General features: G+C 63.1%; 23 protein-coding genes. 17 read left to right on the forward strand and 6 right to left on the reverse strand.

The features are described from left to right. Window positions 1-17 precede the first annotated feature (17 nt). The 4 genes from MAB_RS17190 (at window position 18) to MAB_RS17205 (ending at window position 2,539) form a co-directional block, all read left to right on the forward strand. A complete protein-coding gene (locus MAB_RS17190) occupies window positions 18-1,091 on the forward strand; it encodes an ABC transporter substrate-binding protein (RefSeq protein ID WP_005081278.1) in 1,074 nt (357 codons plus the stop codon). Between the two features lie 52 nt (window positions 1,092-1,143). Beyond that, a complete protein-coding gene (locus tag MAB_RS17195; protein WP_005056666.1) occupies window positions 1,144-1,422 on the forward strand; it encodes a YciI family protein in 279 nt (92 codons plus the stop codon). Then, window positions 1,419-1,931 carry a nitroreductase/quinone reductase family protein gene (locus tag MAB_RS17200; RefSeq protein ID WP_005111791.1) on the forward strand — a complete coding sequence of 171 codons (513 nt, stop codon included), beginning with the start codon at window positions 1,419-1,421 and terminating at the stop codon, window positions 1,929-1,931. The genes MAB_RS17195 and MAB_RS17200 overlap by 4 nt, the downstream gene beginning before the upstream one ends. A gap of 134 nt (window positions 1,932-2,065) precedes the next feature. Continuing rightward, window positions 2,066-2,539, forward strand: coding sequence for an SRPBCC family protein (locus MAB_RS17205; RefSeq protein WP_005077181.1), 474 nt, complete (start codon window positions 2,066-2,068; stop codon window positions 2,537-2,539). A 13-nt stretch (window positions 2,540-2,552) separates the two neighbouring features. Here MAB_RS17205 and MAB_RS17210 read toward each other — a convergent pair whose 3' ends face one another. Further along, on the reverse strand, window positions 2,553-2,957 hold the full coding sequence (locus MAB_RS17210) for a hypothetical protein (RefSeq protein ID WP_005090389.1): 405 nt from the start codon (window positions 2,955-2,957) through the stop codon (window positions 2,553-2,555). A 37-nt stretch (window positions 2,958-2,994) separates the two neighbouring features. On the opposite strand from MAB_RS17210, the gene MAB_RS17215 reads away from it, so the two are divergent. The 8 genes from MAB_RS17215 (at window position 2,995) to MAB_RS17250 (ending at window position 10,621) form a co-directional block, all read left to right on the forward strand. Next, the gene (locus MAB_RS17215) at window positions 2,995-3,567 is read left to right on the forward strand and encodes a TetR family transcriptional regulator (protein ID WP_005090391.1); all 573 of its coding nucleotides are present in this window, start codon (window positions 2,995-2,997) and stop codon (window positions 3,565-3,567) included. Then, window positions 3,564-4,433: an EamA family transporter gene (locus tag MAB_RS17220; RefSeq protein WP_005111794.1), complete on the forward strand. Its 870-nt coding sequence runs from the start codon at window positions 3,564-3,566 to the stop codon at window positions 4,431-4,433. The genes MAB_RS17215 and MAB_RS17220 overlap by 4 nt, the downstream gene beginning before the upstream one ends. Further along, window positions 4,430-5,020, forward strand: coding sequence for a TetR/AcrR family transcriptional regulator (locus MAB_RS17225; protein ID WP_005111797.1), 591 nt, complete (start codon window positions 4,430-4,432; stop codon window positions 5,018-5,020). Before MAB_RS17220 ends, MAB_RS17225 begins: the two co-directional genes overlap by 4 nt. A gap of 3 nt (window positions 5,021-5,023) precedes the next feature. Next, window positions 5,024-5,500 (forward strand): nitroreductase family deazaflavin-dependent oxidoreductase, encoded by a 477-nt coding sequence (locus MAB_RS17230; protein WP_005090395.1) that lies wholly within the window; start codon window positions 5,024-5,026, stop codon window positions 5,498-5,500. 82 nt (window positions 5,501-5,582) lie between these two features. Beyond that, entirely contained in the window at window positions 5,583-7,454 is a 1,872-nt protein-coding gene (locus MAB_RS17235; RefSeq protein ID WP_005111800.1) for an ABC transporter ATP-binding protein/permease, read from the forward strand. Window positions 7,455-7,529: 75 nt separating this feature from the next. After that, the gene (locus MAB_RS17240) at window positions 7,530-8,570 is read left to right on the forward strand and encodes an NAD(P)-dependent alcohol dehydrogenase (RefSeq protein ID WP_005056643.1); all 1,041 of its coding nucleotides are present in this window, start codon (window positions 7,530-7,532) and stop codon (window positions 8,568-8,570) included. Window positions 8,571-8,638: 68 nt separating this feature from the next. Next, window positions 8,639-10,090 (forward strand): LLM class flavin-dependent oxidoreductase, encoded by a 1,452-nt coding sequence (locus MAB_RS17245; RefSeq protein WP_005081235.1) that lies wholly within the window; start codon window positions 8,639-8,641, stop codon window positions 10,088-10,090. A gap of 9 nt (window positions 10,091-10,099) precedes the next feature. Next, entirely contained in the window at window positions 10,100-10,621 is a 522-nt protein-coding gene (locus tag MAB_RS17250; protein WP_005081234.1) for a hypothetical protein, read from the forward strand. On the opposite strand, the gene MAB_RS17255 is transcribed toward MAB_RS17250, so the two are convergent. Continuing rightward, on the reverse strand, window positions 10,622-10,951 hold the full coding sequence (locus MAB_RS17255) for a DUF3349 domain-containing protein (RefSeq protein WP_005077192.1): 330 nt from the start codon (window positions 10,949-10,951) through the stop codon (window positions 10,622-10,624). Window positions 10,952-11,096: 145 nt separating this feature from the next. Beyond that, the gene (nrdF, locus tag MAB_RS17260; protein ID WP_005056634.1) at window positions 11,097-12,071 is read right to left on the reverse strand and encodes a class 1b ribonucleoside-diphosphate reductase subunit beta; all 975 of its coding nucleotides are present in this window, start codon (window positions 12,069-12,071) and stop codon (window positions 11,097-11,099) included. A 174-nt stretch (window positions 12,072-12,245) separates the two neighbouring features. Here nrdF and MAB_RS17265 point away from each other — a divergent pair, with 174 nt between their 5' ends. Genes MAB_RS17265 through MAB_RS17275 form a run of 3 tightly spaced genes read left to right on the forward strand, consistent with a single transcriptional unit; the run spans window position 12,246 to window position 14,999 of the window. After that, on the forward strand, window positions 12,246-13,100 hold the full coding sequence (locus MAB_RS17265) for an SDR family oxidoreductase (protein ID WP_005090402.1): 855 nt from the start codon (window positions 12,246-12,248) through the stop codon (window positions 13,098-13,100). 29 nt (window positions 13,101-13,129) lie between these two features. After that, complete coding sequence (locus tag MAB_RS17270; RefSeq protein ID WP_005093999.1) at window positions 13,130-14,329, forward strand: geranylgeranyl reductase family protein; 1,200 nt, start codon at window positions 13,130-13,132, stop codon at window positions 14,327-14,329. Window positions 14,330-14,360: 31 nt separating this feature from the next. After that, window positions 14,361-14,999 (forward strand): YoaK family protein, encoded by a 639-nt coding sequence (locus MAB_RS17275; protein WP_005081233.1) that lies wholly within the window; start codon window positions 14,361-14,363, stop codon window positions 14,997-14,999. On the opposite strand, the gene MAB_RS17280 is transcribed toward MAB_RS17275, so the two are convergent. Both MAB_RS17280 and MAB_RS17285 read right to left on the reverse strand, forming a co-directional pair. Next, window positions 14,985-15,722 (reverse strand): maleylpyruvate isomerase family mycothiol-dependent enzyme, encoded by a 738-nt coding sequence (locus MAB_RS17280; RefSeq protein ID WP_005094000.1) that lies wholly within the window; start codon window positions 15,720-15,722, stop codon window positions 14,985-14,987. The two genes, MAB_RS17275 and MAB_RS17280, sit on opposite strands and share 15 nt — an antisense overlap. 49 nt (window positions 15,723-15,771) lie before the next feature. Further along, window positions 15,772-16,485, reverse strand: coding sequence for a LysR family substrate-binding domain-containing protein (locus MAB_RS17285; protein ID WP_005111803.1), 714 nt, complete (start codon window positions 16,483-16,485; stop codon window positions 15,772-15,774). Between the two features lie 28 nt (window positions 16,486-16,513). Here MAB_RS17285 and MAB_RS17290 point away from each other — a divergent pair, with 28 nt between their 5' ends. After that, window positions 16,514-16,900, forward strand: coding sequence for a DUF5997 family protein (locus MAB_RS17290; RefSeq protein WP_005090410.1), 387 nt, complete (start codon window positions 16,514-16,516; stop codon window positions 16,898-16,900). 46 nt (window positions 16,901-16,946) lie between these two features. Then, complete coding sequence (locus MAB_RS17295; protein WP_005090412.1) at window positions 16,947-17,306, forward strand: DUF2200 domain-containing protein; 360 nt, start codon at window positions 16,947-16,949, stop codon at window positions 17,304-17,306. Window positions 17,307-17,385: 79 nt separating this feature from the next. Here MAB_RS17295 and MAB_RS17300 read toward each other — a convergent pair whose 3' ends face one another. Then, complete coding sequence (locus MAB_RS17300) at window positions 17,386-17,736, reverse strand: hypothetical protein (RefSeq protein WP_005094002.1); 351 nt, start codon at window positions 17,734-17,736, stop codon at window positions 17,386-17,388. Between the last annotated feature and the right edge of the window lie 297 nt (window positions 17,737-18,033).

Raw genomic sequence — 18,033 nt, forward strand, 5'->3', positions numbered from 1 at the left:
TTCGCGGTCCTACCCGCGTGTTCGAGGGCTCGCCCGGTAAGTTCGACCGCGTGCAGACGGCGAGGTTGTGGGGCGCTGCCGCGATATCGGCGGCACTGGTGACGGCGACGGTGTCGGGCTGTACCGAGAAACCCACCAATGAGACCCCGAGCACTCTGGCGACCAGCACAACGAAGATCGCCAGTGCCGGCGTGTTGGGCAACGCACGCAAGCCCGACGAGTCCTGTGCGAAGGATGCCGCGGCCGTCGATCCGTCCGCGCCCCGCGAGGTACGACATGCCCAAGGCGAGACCGAAGTGCCCGAAGACGCCAAACGCATCGTGGTTCTCGATGCCGGCGCGATCGACACGCTCTGCGCACTGGGACTGCAGGACCGGATCGTTGGAGTGGCGCTGGCGGACCAAGCGGCCGCTCCCCCGTCGTACCTGGGCACCACGGTCCACAACCTGCCGTCGATCGGACCGATGGCGTCGCCGGATCTGGCCAAGATCGGTGCCGCCAAGCCCGATTTGATTCTGAGTTCGGCCGGTGAGCAGAACTCCTACCTCGACCTGAGCGCCATCGCACCCACCGTGATCGTCTCCGGGCACGATCTGGCCGAGCACGTTCGCTTGGTGGGCAAGGCCACCAGGCGAACGGCCGACACCGACAAGTTGTGGACCGGGTTCGTCGACGCGGCCAAAAAGGTAGGCCGCGAGAACGACGCCGCGCACTTCCAGGCCTCCATCGTGCAGTTCACCGACCAGACCGTGCGGGTATACGGCGCGAACAACTTCCCGGCCTCGGTGCTCGCCACCGTGGGGCTAGATCGCCCTGCCACGCAACGATTTACCGATACACCGTTCATCGAGATCGGCACGGAGGACTTCTCGGCGGCAGAAGGCGACATCATCTACGTCTCGTTCACCAGTTCATCGGCCAAGGATCGCGCGGCCCGGATTTTTGGCAGCAAGCCCTGGATGGCGCTGGGCGCCACGCGCGATAACCGGGTGTTCGCGGTCAACAACGAGGTCTGGCAGACCGGGGATGGAATCGTCGCGGGCCGCGGAATTCTCGACGACTTGCAGTGGGTCAACGCGCCGATCAACTAGCTGCCGAGATCGCACCGCTCCAGCCCAGGGCCCCAGGCGCTACGCTCCCGGCATGTACCACGTACTGCAGCTGACCTATACCCAACCGATCGACGTGGTGGACGGTGTCCGCCCCGCACATCTGGAGTGGCTCGATGCCGAGATCGCGGCAGGCAACATACTGATCAGCGGCCGCAACGAGGCGGGTACCGGCGGCGTGTTGATCACCGGCGATATTAGCGCCGAGAATGCGCAGGCCCTGATCGCCGCCGATCCCTACACCGCGGCCGGAGTGGCCGAATACACCCGGACCGGTTTCAACGCGGGTCGCAAAGCAGACATAATCCCGTGAGCGACAACCGATTTCCTGAGAATAGGTGGGGCAACCCCGACAGCACGCTATCCCGGCTCGCGGCCAAGTTCGCCGCCACCAAGCCGGGTTCGTGGGTCATCCGGAAGCTGACACCACTGGACCGAGCCGTCATGCAGCGCACCGGAAGTCGCTATACCGTGCTGGGCCCGCTGGGATTGTCGACCTTGTTGCTCACCACCACCGGCCGCAAGTCCGGGCGGCCCAGGGTATCACCGCTGCTGTACTTGCACGACGGTGACCGAATTGCATTGGTGGGCAGCAACTTCGGCCAGGAGAAGCACCCGGCGTGGACCGCCAATCTGCTGGCGGACCCCCGCGCCAAGGTGACGCTGGCCGGCCAAACCATCGAGGTGCTGGCAACTCCCCTCGAGGGCCCCGAACGCGACGACTACTACCGCCGCTTCGAGTCGATGCTGGAGGTCTACTCGGCCTATAAGGGTCGCACCGGACGGGAAATCAGGGTCTTCACCCTCGAACGCATTAACTAAAGCTACTCGTTACAGTCAGTACGCGTACTACATGTACCGGTATTAACCAGGATATTTGCCGCGATTTTTCTATAATTACCCCGATGTCGTCCATTTTGGGCTAACGTTCCCCGCAGCCTGCGGAAGGACGGAACGTGATCCAGGAACGCATCGACATCGCTGTCGCCGCTCGGCCGGAGACGGTCCTCGAAGTACTCAAGGACGTCGAATCCGTCGACCGTTGGCTGCGCCCACATCTACCGGCCTGGCCTCCGGTCACGAGCAATATGACGGTCGTCGAGTCGTTTGAGGACGGCTCGCCGCGGCTGGTGCGAACGGTCAGTTCCACCCTGGGAATCTCGGATGATTCCCTGACCGAGTACCAGTGGTATCCGGACGGTTGCCAACTAACCCTGCTAGAAAGCAAGACGCTGCGCCACAACGTCAGCCGATTCACGGTCATTCCCGACGAGCCCGAATCGCGACTGACCGCCGAGATCGCACTCGATCTCAAGATCAGGCTACCGGGACTGTTGGAGCGCCAGCTCAAGAAAACTCAAGTGGGGTTCGTCAAGAGTTTCCAGCGCGCACTTGCCGCGGAATCAGCTCGGCGCGAATGCCGTTCCTAACATCGAGGATTCGCTAACCTGTCGTCCGGCGTTTGACCGAACGCAGGATATGGTTGGTCGCCAACACATGTCCGCGCGTACCGATCACCAGAGTTCGGTAGATCCGGCCACGCAGCCCAGGAAAATCGGCATAGGTCTGAGCACGCAGCTGGGTACCACCATCATGGGTATCGCCGAGCTCGAATATCAGTTCGTATCGCGAAAAGTGATGCTGCCCTGCCAAACTCAACTGTCGGCCGGGCACGACACCGGCAATGGCGAAGCCCGCACGCGGACGCGCCCCCAACAACGTCCCGAGCGCACTGCGCTCCGAGGACTGCAAGAACCCATCGACGTAACGTCGCAGACCGTCCCAGACCCGGACCCGTGGCGCGTCGATGCGGATCGCATGCTCGTCAATATAGGATAAATGTTCCATATCTCACGGTCTACCAGAATTAGGACGAACATTCCATATGGCCCCCGAACGCAAACATGCCAGCGATGCCATCCTCGATGCGGCGCGTTCGCTCCTACTCGACGGCGGTCCCCGCGCCGCAACCATCGCCGCCATCGCCGGTGCGTCCGGCGCCCCGCCCGGAACGCTGAATCACCGCTTCGGCAATCGCGCGGCGATCATGTCGGCGACATGGCTGCGCGCGGTCGAACGTTTCCATGAGCACGCGCTGCGCGCACTGCATTCCGCTGGTGACCCCGTGGAAACCGCAGTGGCACTTTCACTCTCGGTGCCTGCCTTCGCACGCGCCTATCCGGAGGACGCCCGGCTGCTGCTTTCCCTGCGCAGCGCCGACATCCTTGGCGCCGAGGCGAACTCCACGCTTGACGAGATGAACGCACCGTTGTTCACCGCCATGCGCGACCTGACCCGGGCCATATACCAGCGCGGTGACGCGCGCTCGCGCGACCGGCTTCTGCGAGCCGTGGTGGACTTGCCGTATGCCGCCGTTCGCCGCCACATGCCCACACTGCCCGGATGGCTCGAAGAAGACCTGGCGGCAGCGGTCCGCGCACTCTTGGCATCGCGATGACTGATCGTCGGCGCCATCGGCTGGTTGCCCCCGCACTCATGCTCGTCAGCGGGACATCGATGTATATCGGCGCGGCAGCCGGCGTCAGCCTATTCCGCTGGCTCGACCCGGCCAGCGTGGCATGGCTACGGATATGCGGTGCGGCACTGGTATTCCTGGCCATCGCCCGGCCAGGCCGCGCGGCCTGGCAAGGTCGGGCATTCTGGTGGGCAAGCAGCTTCGGCGTGATCACCGCGCTCATGAACATGTCGTTCTATCTGGCCATCGATCGCCTCCCGCTGGGTACCGCGGTGGCGATCGAATTCCTTGGGCCGATCGGCGTGGCGGCCATGGGATCGCGTTCCCTGCGTGAAGGGTTCTCCGTGCTGGCAGCACTCGTCGGCGTGCTCCTGATCGCCGACGTTCAGCTCGCCGCCGAACCCGCGGGAATGGCTTTCGCACTACTCGCCGCGCTGTTCTGGGCCGGGTACATCGTCGTCGGAAAACGTGTTGCATTACAAGGAAAACCGGCCGATTCACTCGCGATTGGCTTCACGGTCGCCATGGTGGTGACGTCGCCGGTCCTGGCTTATGGGATCGCGGGCGCCCATGGCGGCATCCCGATTCCCCGCATCCTGGCGCTGGGCCTACTGATGGGTGTGCTCTCCAACGTCATCCCGTACGGACTCGACCAAGTGATCTTGCGGCGCGCCGGTCAAAGCTACTTCGCGGTGCTGCTGGCACTCCTACCGCTCTCGGCGACCGCGATCGGCGTACTCGTCATGCACCAGATTCCTAGCACCCCCGAGCTACTCGGCATCCTCGCGATCGTGGTGGCTGTCGCCGCACGCCGAGACGCCCCACCGGGTGGTAACTTGGCCATATGACTAACTTGGCCGATCGGCCAAATTCCGCACGGGGCGATCGTCGGCGCACGCAGCTGGTGCGTGCCGGCGTGGAACTACTGTCCGAGGGAGGCTGGCCCGCGGTGACCACCCGTGCGGTCGCCGCCCGCGCAGGCACCAATCCCGGCCTGATCCACTACCACTTCGGCGGCCTGCCGGGCCTGCACTGCGCGGTCGCCCGCGAAACCTGCGAGTTGGTGATCAGCCCGCTGGTCGCGACGTTTCTCGACGCACCCGATACCCGCGCCGCTCTGCACGCGATGCGGGACGCGCTGCCCCAGGCCGCGAGTGACGACAACGCGATGCACCTGGCCGTCGAGCTCATCGCCGGAGCGACCCGCGATGCCGACTTGGGCGCCGCACTGGGCACCAAACTCAAAGAGGTACGTGCCGAGATCGCCGACCACGTGCGACTGCGCCACCCGGATTGGCCCCGGCGACGAGCGGCCGGGATGGCAACACTGATCGTCGCGTTCATGGACGGCCTGGTGCTACACCACACCGTCGACCCCAATATCGAGACGGCCGAAGCGTTTTCACTGCTGGAAAGTCTGCTGGACGAGGAGTAGTTCGTGAAAAAGATCCAAAAACCCAAACCCCCAACTGGATTCCAGCGCCTGCTGTGGCGACTGCCTATCACGCTGTTTCGGGCCCATCTCGGCTTTCTGGTGACCAAACGAATCATGCTGCTGACCCATACCGGCCGGGCCTCAGGCCGACCCCGTCAAGCCGCACTCGAGGTCGTCGAACACGGCGACGACGGCAGCATTGTCGCGGCCTCGGGCTTTGGCCGTGCCGCCGACTGGTACAAGAACGTTCGCAAGACGCCCGAGGTCACCATCCAGGTCGGCGGCCGCGCTCATCGCGCGCGGGCCGCAGAGCTGTCCACCGACGAAGGCGGTGACCTCATGGCGCACTACGCGATGAGGCGCCCGCGCTCGGCCAAACAACTGAGTCGTCTGATGGGCTTTGAGGTCGACGGCTCCGCCGACGACTTTCGCGAGGTAGGGCGCGCCATCCCGTTTGTGAGGTTCACCCCCATGCCGTAACCGTGTTGCCAGGACGTGCTCAGCTCGTGCCCGTACACTCCGCGAACAACTGGATAGTGACGGATTCGGAGGGCATTGATCGATGAAGACAGCGACCGACTGGGGCACCGAGCTATGGAGATCGCTGGTTTGGATCGGTTGGGTCTGGCCGCTCACCGCGGCGATCTTTGTCACCATCGCTTTCTTGATCATCCAGTTCACCCAGTGGGGACGGCAATTCTGGCGTATCACGGGTCAGTACTTCACCACCCGCGCGGGGCGGGGCGGCTTGGTTCTGCTGGGACTGGTGCTGCTCTCCGTCGTGGTGAATGTCCGCCTGTCGGTGGTATTCACCTATTACTACAACGACATGTCCGCGTCGATTCAGTACATCGTCCAGGCACTGGCCCGCGATGGCCAGGGCATGCCAGAGGCCAAGGCATTCTTCTGGCTCAACATCCGGCGGTTCTGCCTATTGGCGGGTATCAACATCGCAGTGGTGGTAACAGACTTCTATCTGTTGCAGGCGTTCATCATTCGATGGCGTGTGTGGCTTACCGAGCGCATCACAGTGGACTGGCTATCGAAGCGGGCGTTCTACCGTTCGCGGTTCATCGACAACACCATTGACAACCCAGACCAGCGAATCCAGGCCGATATCAACAACTTCGTTGCCATGTCGAGCGCACCGGAGCAGCTGCAGAGCTCTTCGCTGCATCTTGCATTCGGTGCCGTCAACGCATGCATCTCGTTGCCGTCCTTCACCATTATTCTGTGGAACCTGTCGGGCCCGCTGAACATCTTTGGCTATGAAATGCCAAGAGCCCTTGTATTTCTCACCTACATCTACGTGATCGTCACCACCTTGATCGCCTTCCGGATCGGGCGCCCACTGATCCGCAGATTCTTCCTGAACGAACGCCTCAACGCCATGTTCCGTTACGCGCTGGTGCGCCTGCGTGACACCTCGGAAAGCGTGGCCTTCTACCGCGGCGAGAGGGCCGAGTCCAAACAACTCAAGAGCCGATTCGACGCGATCATCGCTAACTTCTGGCAGCTGGTCTATCGGAGTATGGGATTCACCGGCTGGAACTTCGCGGTGTCCCAAACCGCCGCGGTCTTCAACTCGGTGCTGCAGGTGCCACGGCTCATCGCCGGGCAGATCACCTATGGCGACGTGAGCCAAAGCGCCAGCGCCGTGGGCCAACTGCAGACTTCGCTGTCATTCTTCCGCAATGCCTACGACAACTTCGCCGCTTACCGCGCGACAGTCATGCGTCTGGACGGCCTGCTCACAGCCGACTCTCAATCGCGCGAACTGCCCATGCTAGAGCCGGGCGATCAGGAAGACGGCGTCACGCTGAACAACATCTACGTACGTAAGCCCAACGGCGACAGCTTGATCGATGACCTGAACCTCGATCTCGCTGCGGGAGATGCGCTGTTGATCAAGGGGCAGTCAGGTAGCGGCAAAACCACTCTGCTGCGCTCCCTCGCCGGGCTGTGGCCGTACACCGATGGCGATTGGGCCCGCCCCGGCGGTGATCACGAGACCATGTTCATCTCACAGCTGCCCTACCTGCCGCTTGGCAACTTGCGCGATGCCCTCTCCTATCCCGCCGAGTCGGGCAGCTTCTCCGACGAGGAGTTACTCCAGACCTTGGAGAAGGTGTCCCTTGCCCACCTCGCCGACCGCCTCGATGAGGAAGCAGACTGGATCAAGGTGCTCTCCCCCGGTGAACAACAACGCGTCGCCTTCGCACGCATCTTGCTCATCAAACCCAAGGCCGTCTTCATGGACGAGTCGACATCCTCACTCGACGAAGGGCTTGAGTTCTCGCTCTACCGTCTACTGCGCAGCGAACTGCCCGGCTGCACGCTTGTCAGCGTCGGCCACCGCAGCACCATCGATCAGCACCACAACCAGAAGCTTCAGCTGGATGCCGAGGGCCGGTGGTCTCTATCACCGCTATGAGCCAGGGCGGGAATAAGTGGACCCGAGTAGGCTTTCAATCGGTAGCTTCGTTAACTATCGCAAAAGGATGCATATATGGTCACCGTGTCGGCTTATGCCGCGACATCCGGTAAGGACCCCCTGGTTCCCACCACGATCGAGCGTCGTGAGGTCGGTCCCCACGATGTCTTCATCGACATCAAGTTCGCCGGTATCTGTCACTCCGATATCCACACCGTCCGCGACGAGTGGGGACGCGCCAACTACCCCATCGTCCCTGGTCATGAGATCGCCGGTGTCATCACCGAGGTAGGCTCCGAGGTAACCAAATTCAAGCCGGGCGACCACGCCGGCGTCGGCTGCTTCGTCAACTCGTGCCGTGAGTGTCCCAGCTGCCTGGCCGGACTCGAGCAGTTCTGCGAGCGGGGCATGGTGGGCACCTACGGCGCCAAGGATCGTGACGGCACCCAGACCCAGGGCGGGTACAGCCAGGCCATCGTCGTCGACGAGAATTACGTCCTGCGGATCCCCGACAGCCTTCCTCTGGACGCGGCAGCCCCGCTGCTGTGCGCCGGTATCACCACCTTCTCACCCCTGCGGCACTGGAATGCCGGCCCCGGCAAGCGCGTGGCGGTCGTCGGGCTGGGCGGCCTGGGTCACATGGCCGTCAAGCTGGGCAAGGCGATGGGCGCCGAGGTGACGGTGCTGAGCCAGTCACTCAAGAAGATGGAAGACGGCCTGCGACTGGGTGCCAGCCATTACTACGCGACCGCAGACCCCGACACCTTCAAGTCGCTGCGCAACAGCTTCGACCTAATCCTCAACACCGTGTCCTCCAACTTGGATATGGGCAAGTACTTGGGACTGCTGGGCGTTGACGGAACACTGGTGGAGCTCGGCCTGCCTGAGAACCCGATCGAGGTTCCCGGCTTCCCGCTGCTCACCAACCGGCGCAGCATCTCGGGTTCGTTGATCGGCGGAATTCCGGAAACCCAAGAGATGCTTGACTTCTGCGCGAAGCACGGCATTGGTTCGGAGATCGAGGTCATCGATGCCTCGTACATCAACGAGGCCTACGAGCGTGTGGTGGCCAGCGATGTGCGATACCGCTTCGTCATCGATACCCAAACCCTCTGAGACGCTTCGAAATTATCACCCCGAGTACAACCGGTGACTGATGCCGTCGGGGTGCCGATGCTGAGGGGATGACCCGCGTCATCCGTTTCAACGCGTTCGATATGAATTGTGTTGCGCACCAATCCCCCGGCCTATGGCGGCACCCCGACGACCAGTCCTGGCGGTACAAAGACCTGTCCTACTGGACAAACCTTGCCACGCTGTTGGAGCGCGGCCGTTTCGACGGACTGTTCATCGCCGATGTGCTTGGCACCTATGACATCTACGGCGCCAGCGACGAAGCAGCCATCCGCCAGGCAGCGCAGATTCCGGTCGCCGATCCTCTCTTGTTGGTCTCGGCGATGGCGCTGGTCACCGAGCACCTAGGCTTTGGTGTCACCACGGGTACCGGCTTCGAGCATCCATATCCGTTCGCGCGCAGGCTGTCCACCCTCGATCATCTCACCGGTGGACGGGTCGGGTGGAACGTCGTCACCGGATATCTACCGGCCGCCGCTCGCAACATGGGTCAGACCGACCAGCCGGCACACGATGCCAGGTACGACCACGCCGACGAGTATCTCGAGGTGCTCTACAAGTTGTGGGAAGGCTCCTGGGAGGACGACGCCGTCGTCCGCGATGCCGCACGGGGCGTCTTCACCGACCCCGACAAGGTGCATCACATCGGTCACGAGGGCACACACTTCACCGTCCCCGGGGTGCACTTGGTAGAACCGTCACCGCAGCGCACTCCCGTGATCTATCAGGCCGGATCCTCGCCGCGGGGGGTGCGCTTTGCCGCGGAGAACGCCGAGGCGGTATTCACCGCCGCCCCCACCAAAGAACTGCTGCGGCAGACAGTGACCACCATCCGTCGCGAGCTGGAGCTTGCCGGACGGGATCCCTACTCCGCCAAAATTTTCAACCTCACCACGGTGGTCACCGGAGAGAACTCCGAAGCGGCACATGCCAAACACGCCGAGCTGCTTGGCTACGGCAGCGCCGAAGGTGCGCTGGTGTTCATGTCCGGCTGGATGGGTGTGGACCTGGCCCGCTACGGTCTGGATGAACCGATCGGAAATGTGGACTCCAACGCCATCCTGTCGGCGGTGGCGGCATTTCAGGCAGCCACCGCGGACGGCCGTGAGTGGAAAGTGCGCGATATCGCCGAGTGGGGCGAGATCGGCGGGATGGGACCGCGCATCGTCGGCTCCGGCACCGAGGTGGCCGACACCCTGCAGGAGTGGGTGGAGGAAACCGATGTCGACGGCTTCAACCTGGCGTATGCGATCACTCCGGGTACCTTCGAGGATTTCATCGAGTACGTGGTACCGGTGCTGACCGAGCGTGGTGCCTATCAAAGCTCCTACACCCCAGGAACATTGCGTCACAAGCTGCTGGGCCACGGCGACCGGCTACCCGAGGAGCATCGGGGCGCCAAGTATCGGATCGGTGGACCGTTATCGACGATCATCGACCGGCCGTCGACGGTGCCGTCCTCATCGGGTTCCACGGCGCCAGCCCCGACGCCCGGGCGGTAGTTTCCATGCATGAAGAACAGCGTCGCACTGGGCATGTGCTTCTCGGCCGCATTGCTGTGCGCGGCAACCGCTAGCACCGGTTGCGCTGCCGCCGCACCGCCCTCGGGGTTCCCCGATATCAGCGGGCTCCCCGCTGTCGATTCCCGACAGTATTTCAGCGTTAAGGTCTATCGGTTCGCGACACCCGAGGGTGTCTTATGTGAAAGCGCCGGATGGAATCCGTACTTTCAGTGGACCTGCGTTGGACCCCGGGGCGCCGGGGCGGCGCAACTAGATCTGGGAACCTACGCACGGAACAACGGCACCCCCGCGACAGTCAGCGAATCGCAAAGCAATCCCGATGTATCCCGTGTCCCAGTGCTACCCGCCAATCATCAAGTACGGATCGCCGCCCCCGTGCACAACAACGACGGCGTCCAGACCATATTGACATGTGCCACCCCGGCGGCCAAGACCACAGCATGTCTGGTGGACGACCTCCACGGTACCCACGGATTTGTGCTGAGCCCAGAACGCAACTGGGCGTTCTAGTTAGGCGTTGAGCGCGGTGGAGTCCACGCCGGCGAGCGGCCAGCCACCGGCCGCCAGGCGCGAGGCGACACGCGAAATGTCTTGAGCGGTCGGCTCATCCTTCGTCACGTCCGCGATGAACTTCTCGATCTCGTCCTTGCTCACCACACCGTCGATCTGTGCGGATGACTCGGGATCGGTCAGCTTGGCGACCACTTCCTGCACCTGCTCTTCGGTCAGGGTGCGGCGCAGCAGCGCCAACAGGGGGAACCGATCCGTGGGAGGTACGCCCTCCGGGTATCCGGCCGACAGCCAGGACAGGATCGAACCGATAATCGATGTGCTCGTCACGGTAATAGTGTCCCCGCAGCAGGTTCACAGCGCGAGGTGACATCTGCACAGTTCACCGGCCGTTCATTTGTCCCGGACGAACAGCCGCAAAAGCCCCCGACGCGCCGGGCGCGTGGGGGCTTTGCGTCTTGTGGCGAGAACCGGGCTAGAAGTCCCAATCCTCGTCTTCGGTGTTCACGGCCTTGCCGATGACGTACGACGAACCCGAGCCGGAGAAGAAGTCGTGGTTCTCGTCGGCGTTCGGCGATAGAGCGGACAGGATCGCCGGGTTGACGTCGGTCTCCTCGCGCGGGAAAAGCGCCTCATAGCCCAGGTTCATCAGGGCCTTGTTGGCGTTGTAGCGCAGGAACTTCTTGACGTCCTCGGTAAGCCCAACCTCGTCGTAAAGATCTTCGGTGTAATCGGTTTCGTTCTCGTACAGCTCGTAGAGCAGGTCGTACGTGTACTCCTTGATCTCGGCACGCTTGGCCTCATCGACGCGCTCCAGACCACGCTGGAACTTGTAACCGATGTAGTACCCGTGCACGGCCTCATCGCGGATGATGAGCCGGATCATGTCGGCGGTGTTGGTGAGTTTGGCGCGGCTGGACCAATACATCGGAAGGTAGAAGCCGGAGTAGAACAGGAAGCTCTCCAGCAAGGTCGAGGCAACCTTGCGCTTGAGCGGCTCGTCACCCCGGTAGTACTCCATGACGATCTCGGCCTTGCGTTGCAGGTTCGGGTTCTCCTCCGACCAGCGGAACGCGTCATCGATCTCACGCGTGGAGCACAGCGTCGAGAAAATCGAGCTGTAGCTCTTGGCGTGCACCGACTCCATGAACGCGATGTTGGTGTACACCGCCTCCTCGTGCGGAGTGATCGCGTCGGGGATCAGACTGACCGCACCAACGGTGCCCTGAATGGTGTCCAGCAGCGTCAGGCCCGTGAAAACCCGCATGGTCAACTGCTTTTCATGGTCGGTCAGCGTGTTCCAGGACTGAATGTCATTGGACACCGGCACCTTCTCGGGCAGCCAAAAGTTACCGGTAAGCCGGTCCCAGACTTCGGCATCCTTTTCATCGGGAACCCGATTCCAGTTGATCGCCGAGACGCGGCTGACCAGCTTCAGTTTTTCACTCACGAGACCACTCCTGGAGAACGTTGAACAAGTTCGCGGGATTCGCTGACTGTGGAACAGACACTACCCCTAGGGGGCGACATCCCGGCGCAACACAACGTGTTGTGGTTAAGCGTGTCGAACCCATTCCCGAGAATTTCCGGTGACACAAACTTGACACGTGTAAAGTCCGTGGTCATGGACAAAATCACGGGCAAAAACATCGCCATCACCGGTGCCGCGCGCGGTATCGGCTACGCCACCGCCACCGCTCTCTTGCGGCGCGGGGCCCGGGTGGTGATCGGTGACCGTGATGTGGAGGCACTCGGGTCGGCCGTGGAGGGGCTCAAAGAAGAGGGCAATGTCGACGCACATCCGCTGGATGTCACCGACCCGGCGTCGTTCAAGCGTTTCCTCGAGGCTGCCAGCGCCGGCGGTCCCATCGACGTGCTCGTCAACAATGCCGGCGTCATGCCGATCGGACCATTCCTCTCCACGAGTGACCGCGCCATCCGATCGATGCTGGAGGTGAACCTGTACGGCGTGATCAACGGCTGTCAGCTGGCGCTGCCGGAGATGGTGGCCCGCCGCCGCGGTCAGGTCGTCAACATCGCCTCCGTCGCCGGCCTGATGGCGGTACCCGGCATGGCCGTTTATAACGCGTCCAAGTTCGGGGTAGTCGGACTCTCGCGCGCTCTCAGTGATGAGTTCGCTCCACAAGGAGTCCAGGTCAGCGCGGTGCTACCGACTTTTACCAATACCGAGCTGATCGCTGGCACCGATTCCACCGGCGCCCAGAAGCCCGTCGAGCCCGAGGACATCGCCGCGGCGGTGGTGCGCATCATCGAGAAGCCCCGCGTCCAGGTCACCGTGCCCAAGCCGCTGGGCGCCGTCACGACCATCGTCAATTCGCTTCCTACCGGGGTCCGCAGGTTCATGAGCAAGAAGACCGGTACCGACCGCGTCTTTCTCGATTTCGACACCAGCGCACGCACCGCATACGAGAACCGTGCCGGTTCGAGCCTGGGTGTGACCAAACCCGACGGCGAATAGACGCGCTCGCGGCCCTTACTATTTGTTATGTGAGCGAGAAGCACTACGACATTGCGGTAGTCGGCGGGGGCCCGGCCGGGTCATCTGCGGCCTGGCAGGCCGCCCGCACGGGTGCCCGCGTGGTGCTCGTCGACAAGGCCGAGTTCCCGCGGGATAAGCCCTGCGGTGATGGGCTGACCGCCCGCGCGGTGAGCTACCTGCAGAAGATGGGTCTGGCCCAGGAGGTTGCCCAATTCCACCGGGTCGACGGGGTGCGGGTCGACAGCGGGAGCATCTGGGAACTGACCTTCCCGAAGCGTCCGGGCATGCCCGATCACGGGCATGTGGTGCGGCGGCCCGAGCTGGACACCCTGCTGCTCAAGCACGCCGAATCCGCCGGTGTCGAGGTGCGCCAGTCCACCGAAGCGGTGGGACCGGTGGGCGATGGGGATCTGGTCAAGGGTGTCGAGGTCAAGACGGCCAACGGATCCCGCGAAACCATCTCGGCGGACGCGGTGATCGTCGCGGATGGCGCCTACTCCCCCTTCAAACGCGCGATGAACATCGACTCTGAATACAAGGGATACAGCGCGATCGCGATCCGCGCCGAGATGACGGCCAACCGCGAAGATTCCAACATGCTGGACATCGACCTGCGGATCCACCACAAGCAGGACGCACTGCCCGGATACGGCTGGGTGTTCCCACTGGGCGGCGGACGCATCAACATCGGCATCGGATACGTCAACAGCTACCGGAGGTGGCAGGACGTCAACGCCGCGCAGGTGCTGGACACCTACATGAACAAGCTGCCCAAAGAATGGGAGCTGCCCAATCTTGCCGAACTGCGCAAGAACAAGGGCGTGCGCGCATGGCGCTTGCCCATGGGATTCACCGCCTGGCCGCCGTGGCGGCCGGGCGTGCTCTTCGCGGGCGACTCGCTGGGCGCGGGCAAGCCCGCCAGTGGCGCCGGTATCTCCAAGGCACTCGAATCCGGTTTGGCCGCAGGCGAATGCGCGGTGGCCGCGTTGCAGAACGCCGGACCGCAGGACTTCATCAATTATGAGCAGCGGATGAATGAGGCCTGGGGCAAGGAGTACAAACGCGGCCGGCTGATGCACCGCGCCATCGGCAACCCGTGGCTGTGCGCGCAGGGCATCAAGCTCATCGACAACGACCTGTTCCGTGACCGGATGCTCAAGGTGCTGTACAAGCGAGCACAGGGCCCCGGACACAAGACGTCGCACTAGTACCGCCGTGTGGTCCATCCGGCGGCGGGAGATGGTGCTTGCCACCGGACTATCCACTGTCGCAGGGTTTCTCGACGCGATCGGATTTGTGCACCTGGGCGGGTACTTTTTGTCCTTCATGAGTGGCAACACGACCAGGATGGCGGCGTCGACGGCCACCCTGAACTGGGAGTCCGCGTATAAGGCAGCCGGTTTGATCGGCATGTTCTTCATCGGGGTGATGATCGGTGCGATCGCCTCGCGGGTAAGTGGCGAACATGAGCGAATTGCCGTGTTGGCCGTAGCCTCGACAACCGTTGCCGCGGCGGCGATCACCCAAGAATCGGGGGCCGGCGTCGCGGCGTTGCTCGTCACCTCGCTGGCGATGGGCGCGATGAACTCGGTGTTTCAGCGCTCCGGCGAGGTCCAGGTAGGGCTCACCTACATCACGGGCACGGTGGTGAAGGCCGGGCAGCGGCTGGTCGATGCGTTCTTTGGCGGGCCCCGCTGGGTTTGGCTGCGTTACATCACGCTCTGGGCGGGGCTGACTGTCGGCGCCGTGTTGGGCGCCGCGACGTATCACCGCATCGGGCTCGACGCACTGTGGGTCGGGTTGGTCCTTCTGGTTGTCTCCACCGTCAGCACCTGGGTGGCGCGGCGCGTGAGCTCCCCCGTCTCAAATTCGGACTAGGTCGAGTACGCGCTCAACGTGGGCGGCATCCCCGTCGACCGCCAAGCGCGACAAGGGAACCCGGTGCCACAGCGCCAGAAGCAGATCGGACGTCGACGCCGTGATGGTGGCGTCCGGTGCGCCGTCGTCATCCACGATGCCGATACTGTCCGCGTCAGCCCGTAGCAGCCAGGAACCGGCGGCGTCGTCGGCTTTCAGGAGTATTCGCACTCCCCGTAGCTCTTCCGGGGTGCCGCCATCGCGCCCGATGCGCCGGGGCGTGAAAACCTCCGACCACTCGCCGATCCCGTCTGTCGCCAGTGCCGCGTCGAGGGGATCGACATCCCAGCCGCGATAGGCGTGCCCAATATCCCAGCGGTGCACCGCCACCTCCTGAGCCTGACGACGGAACCAGAACCGCACCGGCCGCTCGCCGAAAGGCGACTTCGTCGGCGCGTCAAGGTCACTCGAGGCCAGCGTGGCAATCAGCTTGTCGGCTCGCTCGGTGTACCACTCGAGGACGTCCTCCCCCGCCGGCGCCTCGGGGTCCAGGTCTGTGTACGGAACCTTTTGGCCGACAATGACTCCCACCGCCCAGCGGTGTACGCCGCCCAGGTGAGCGACCAGATCGCGCGCCGTCCATCCCGGGCAGGATGGCGCGTCCTGGGTGAGATATTCGGGCGGGGTCGCGGCGACGGCCGCGATCCCCTTGCGCAGTGCTTCCAACCATTCGTCGGGGGTCACGCGGTCATTAGATCACTGACGAGCCTGAATCTCGCGACGATTTTCAGGCTCAGCGCCGACCACGCTTCGGTCGGCCTGGGTCGCGGGCGACCTTGCCCGCCGCAGCGCGAGCAGCCTGTTTTGCGAGGGTCTTCTCCCGCGCGGTGCGCTTCGGGGCCGACCCGGCCTTTCCTCGCGATGAATCCGGTTTGCGACCCCGCACAATCCCGATGAACTCCTCGACAAGTGGCGGCTGCTGGCCGTCCGGAAAGGCCAGTGCTACCGGGCACGTAGGTGCGTCGGCGATAGGCCGGTACGTGAGGTCCTTGCGGTGATGCAGCCGTGCCAGCGACTGCGGAACGATGAGTGCGCCGAGCCCGGCGGCAACAAGTTCTATTGCGTCCGCGGTGGTCTCAGGCCGGTGACCGACGGGGATGCCGGGGGCGTCCGCCCACGCCAGGACGTCATCGAGCGGCAGCAGCGTCGGCTCGCCATCGAGATCTGCGGCGGTGATCACGTCGACGGCGCTGAGAAGGTGATCGGTGGGTATCACGGCCACCGTCGTTTCTTCGTAGAGAGGAATAAGCGCCAGCCCCGAGGTCTCGGCCGGCGGCCGGAGCAACGCGATGTCGACGGCGCCGTCCCGCACCACATCGGCCGCTTCGGCGGCGGTGACGGCGCGCAATTGCAGGGAGACATCGGGATGACGTTGCGTCCAGATCCGTGCCCACTTCGCGGGCGTCCCACCGGGGACGTACCCGAGGGTGAGTGAGGGCGAGGTCACTGCCTCAGGCTACCGATAGGCTGATGCCATGAGCAGGCCGAACGCGCAGTCCATGAAACCCGCCACGGCGGCGAAGAAGCTGGATGTGTACCTACAAGCGACGCCTGCGGAGTTCCAGGAGAATGCGATCACCCGTGCCGAGCTCGCTGCGTTGCAGGAGGATCCACCGCAGTGGCTCAAGGATCTACGCAAGAACGGACCGCACCCGAAGAACCTCGTGGCGGCCAAGCTGGGTGTTTCGATCTCGGGTCTGTCCCGGGGCGGCGTCGAGGAAGCGCTCACCACCGAGCAGATCAATCAGCTGCTCGAAGAGAAGCCGGAATGGCTGATCGCAGAACGCGAAAGCTATCAGAATGTGTTGCGTGAAGAGCGACGCCTGAAGGCGCTGCATGCGGACAAGGCCCGCAAGGACTGAGCCTTACACGGAGCGGCGCCGCAGACCAGGCGGTTAGCCTCAGGCCATGGAGCATCGGATCTTCCGCACCCCCGTCGCCTCGGTCTATCCGCACTACCTCTCGAAGGTCGAACGCAAGGGTCGCACGCAAGCGGAACTCGACGAGGTCATCCGATGGCTGACCGGCTTCGACGAGACGACGCTGCGCCGCCGTCTCACGGACGGGGCGACGTTCGCGGAGTTCTTTTCCGACGCGTCGCTGAACCCGGATGCCTCGCTCATCACAGGCGTCGTGTGCGGAGTGAAGGTACAGGAGGTCGACGACCCACTGATGCGAAAGATCCGCTACCTCGACAAGCTCGTAGACGAACTCGCGCGGGGTAAGCCTCTGGAGAAGGTCCTGCGCGGCTCGCAGCACCAGTCATAGACCCAGCCGTAATCGGAAACATCTACAACAGTCGCCCACAGGGCCCAGCTTTTGTTGACTACCACAGGCACAAACTGGGCTACACATGCTCTCCAACCGAGATGACCAGAGTCGAAGTCGGGCTATTTATGTCGATGTACTGATGTGCAGCTGACTTGGCCCCGGTCAGCGACTCTGTCAACGCAATAAGTTCACTCAGTTTTTCATCATCAAATCGCCAGACAATAACTTGCTGGCTGAATTCTATATCTGCCGAACCTTTTTGTCGCACTATCTGATTTACAACGCCCCCGCTGTCGAAAGAGGACCTACCCGCTTCCTGCGCGGTACGTAACGCGGACTCGAACACACGCAGGCCATCTTGATCCCCGGATACAAGAGTCGCCTCGTCACCGAAGTAGCTATAAGGACCGATATTTATCACAGTCATTATCCACCTATTCTAGGGGCAGATCGCCTATCGGAAAGTTTTGCCATGGCGAGTTCGGCACATTGTGCGGGTTATAGCCCCAGTGCTGATTGTGGTACTTATCGGCTGGAGCAAATCGCCACTCACCGCCCTTTTGATTCCACAGGCTCTGCGCACCTTTTGCCTGCCCACTAGGCCGACTAGCGGCTCCGGGCGTCACCTCCCCTTCGACGGGAGGGGTAATTCCCTCTGGCGGCAGACACCGATTCGGCGATCCGTCGGCGGCACCAGGAGAAGAACCCGTACTGGGAGAAGACC

Source organism: Mycobacteroides abscessus ATCC 19977 (assembly GCF_000069185.1).
GTDB classification, from domain to species: domain Bacteria; phylum Actinomycetota; class Actinomycetes; order Mycobacteriales; family Mycobacteriaceae; genus Mycobacterium; species Mycobacterium abscessus.

What these genes read in the sequence shown, in the direction of transcription:
- MAB_RS17250 (WP_005081234.1), top strand. Translation starts at nt 10,100, where the DNA reads ATGAAGAACAGCGTCGCACTGGGCATGTGCTTCTCGGCCGCATTGCTG.
- MAB_RS17265 (WP_005090402.1), top strand. Translation starts at nt 12,246, where the DNA reads ATGGACAAAATCACGGGCAAAAACATCGCCATCACCGGTGCCGCGCGC.
- MAB_RS17225 (WP_005111797.1), top strand. Translation starts at nt 4,430, where the DNA reads ATGACTAACTTGGCCGATCGGCCAAATTCCGCACGGGGCGATCGTCGG.
- MAB_RS17220 (WP_005111794.1), top strand. Translation starts at nt 3,564, where the DNA reads ATGACTGATCGTCGGCGCCATCGGCTGGTTGCCCCCGCACTCATGCTC.
- MAB_RS17290 (WP_005090410.1), top strand. Translation starts at nt 16,514, where the DNA reads ATGAGCAGGCCGAACGCGCAGTCCATGAAACCCGCCACGGCGGCGAAG.
- MAB_RS17300 (WP_005094002.1), bottom strand. Translation starts at nt 17,736, where the DNA reads ATGACTGTGATAAATATCGGTCCTTATAGCTACTTCGGTGACGAGGCG.
- MAB_RS17295 (WP_005090412.1), top strand. Translation starts at nt 16,947, where the DNA reads ATGGAGCATCGGATCTTCCGCACCCCCGTCGCCTCGGTCTATCCGCAC.
- MAB_RS17275 (WP_005081233.1), top strand. Translation starts at nt 14,361, where the DNA reads ATGGTGCTTGCCACCGGACTATCCACTGTCGCAGGGTTTCTCGACGCG.
- MAB_RS17215 (WP_005090391.1), top strand. Translation starts at nt 2,995, where the DNA reads ATGGCCCCCGAACGCAAACATGCCAGCGATGCCATCCTCGATGCGGCG.
- MAB_RS17195 (WP_005056666.1), top strand. Translation starts at nt 1,144, where the DNA reads ATGTACCACGTACTGCAGCTGACCTATACCCAACCGATCGACGTGGTG.
- MAB_RS17245 (WP_005081235.1), top strand. Translation starts at nt 8,639, where the DNA reads ATGACCCGCGTCATCCGTTTCAACGCGTTCGATATGAATTGTGTTGCG.
- MAB_RS17210 (WP_005090389.1), bottom strand. Translation starts at nt 2,957, where the DNA reads ATGGAACATTTATCCTATATTGACGAGCATGCGATCCGCATCGACGCG.
- MAB_RS17240 (WP_005056643.1), top strand. Translation starts at nt 7,530, where the DNA reads ATGGTCACCGTGTCGGCTTATGCCGCGACATCCGGTAAGGACCCCCTG.
- MAB_RS17235 (WP_005111800.1), top strand. Translation starts at nt 5,583, where the DNA reads ATGAAGACAGCGACCGACTGGGGCACCGAGCTATGGAGATCGCTGGTT.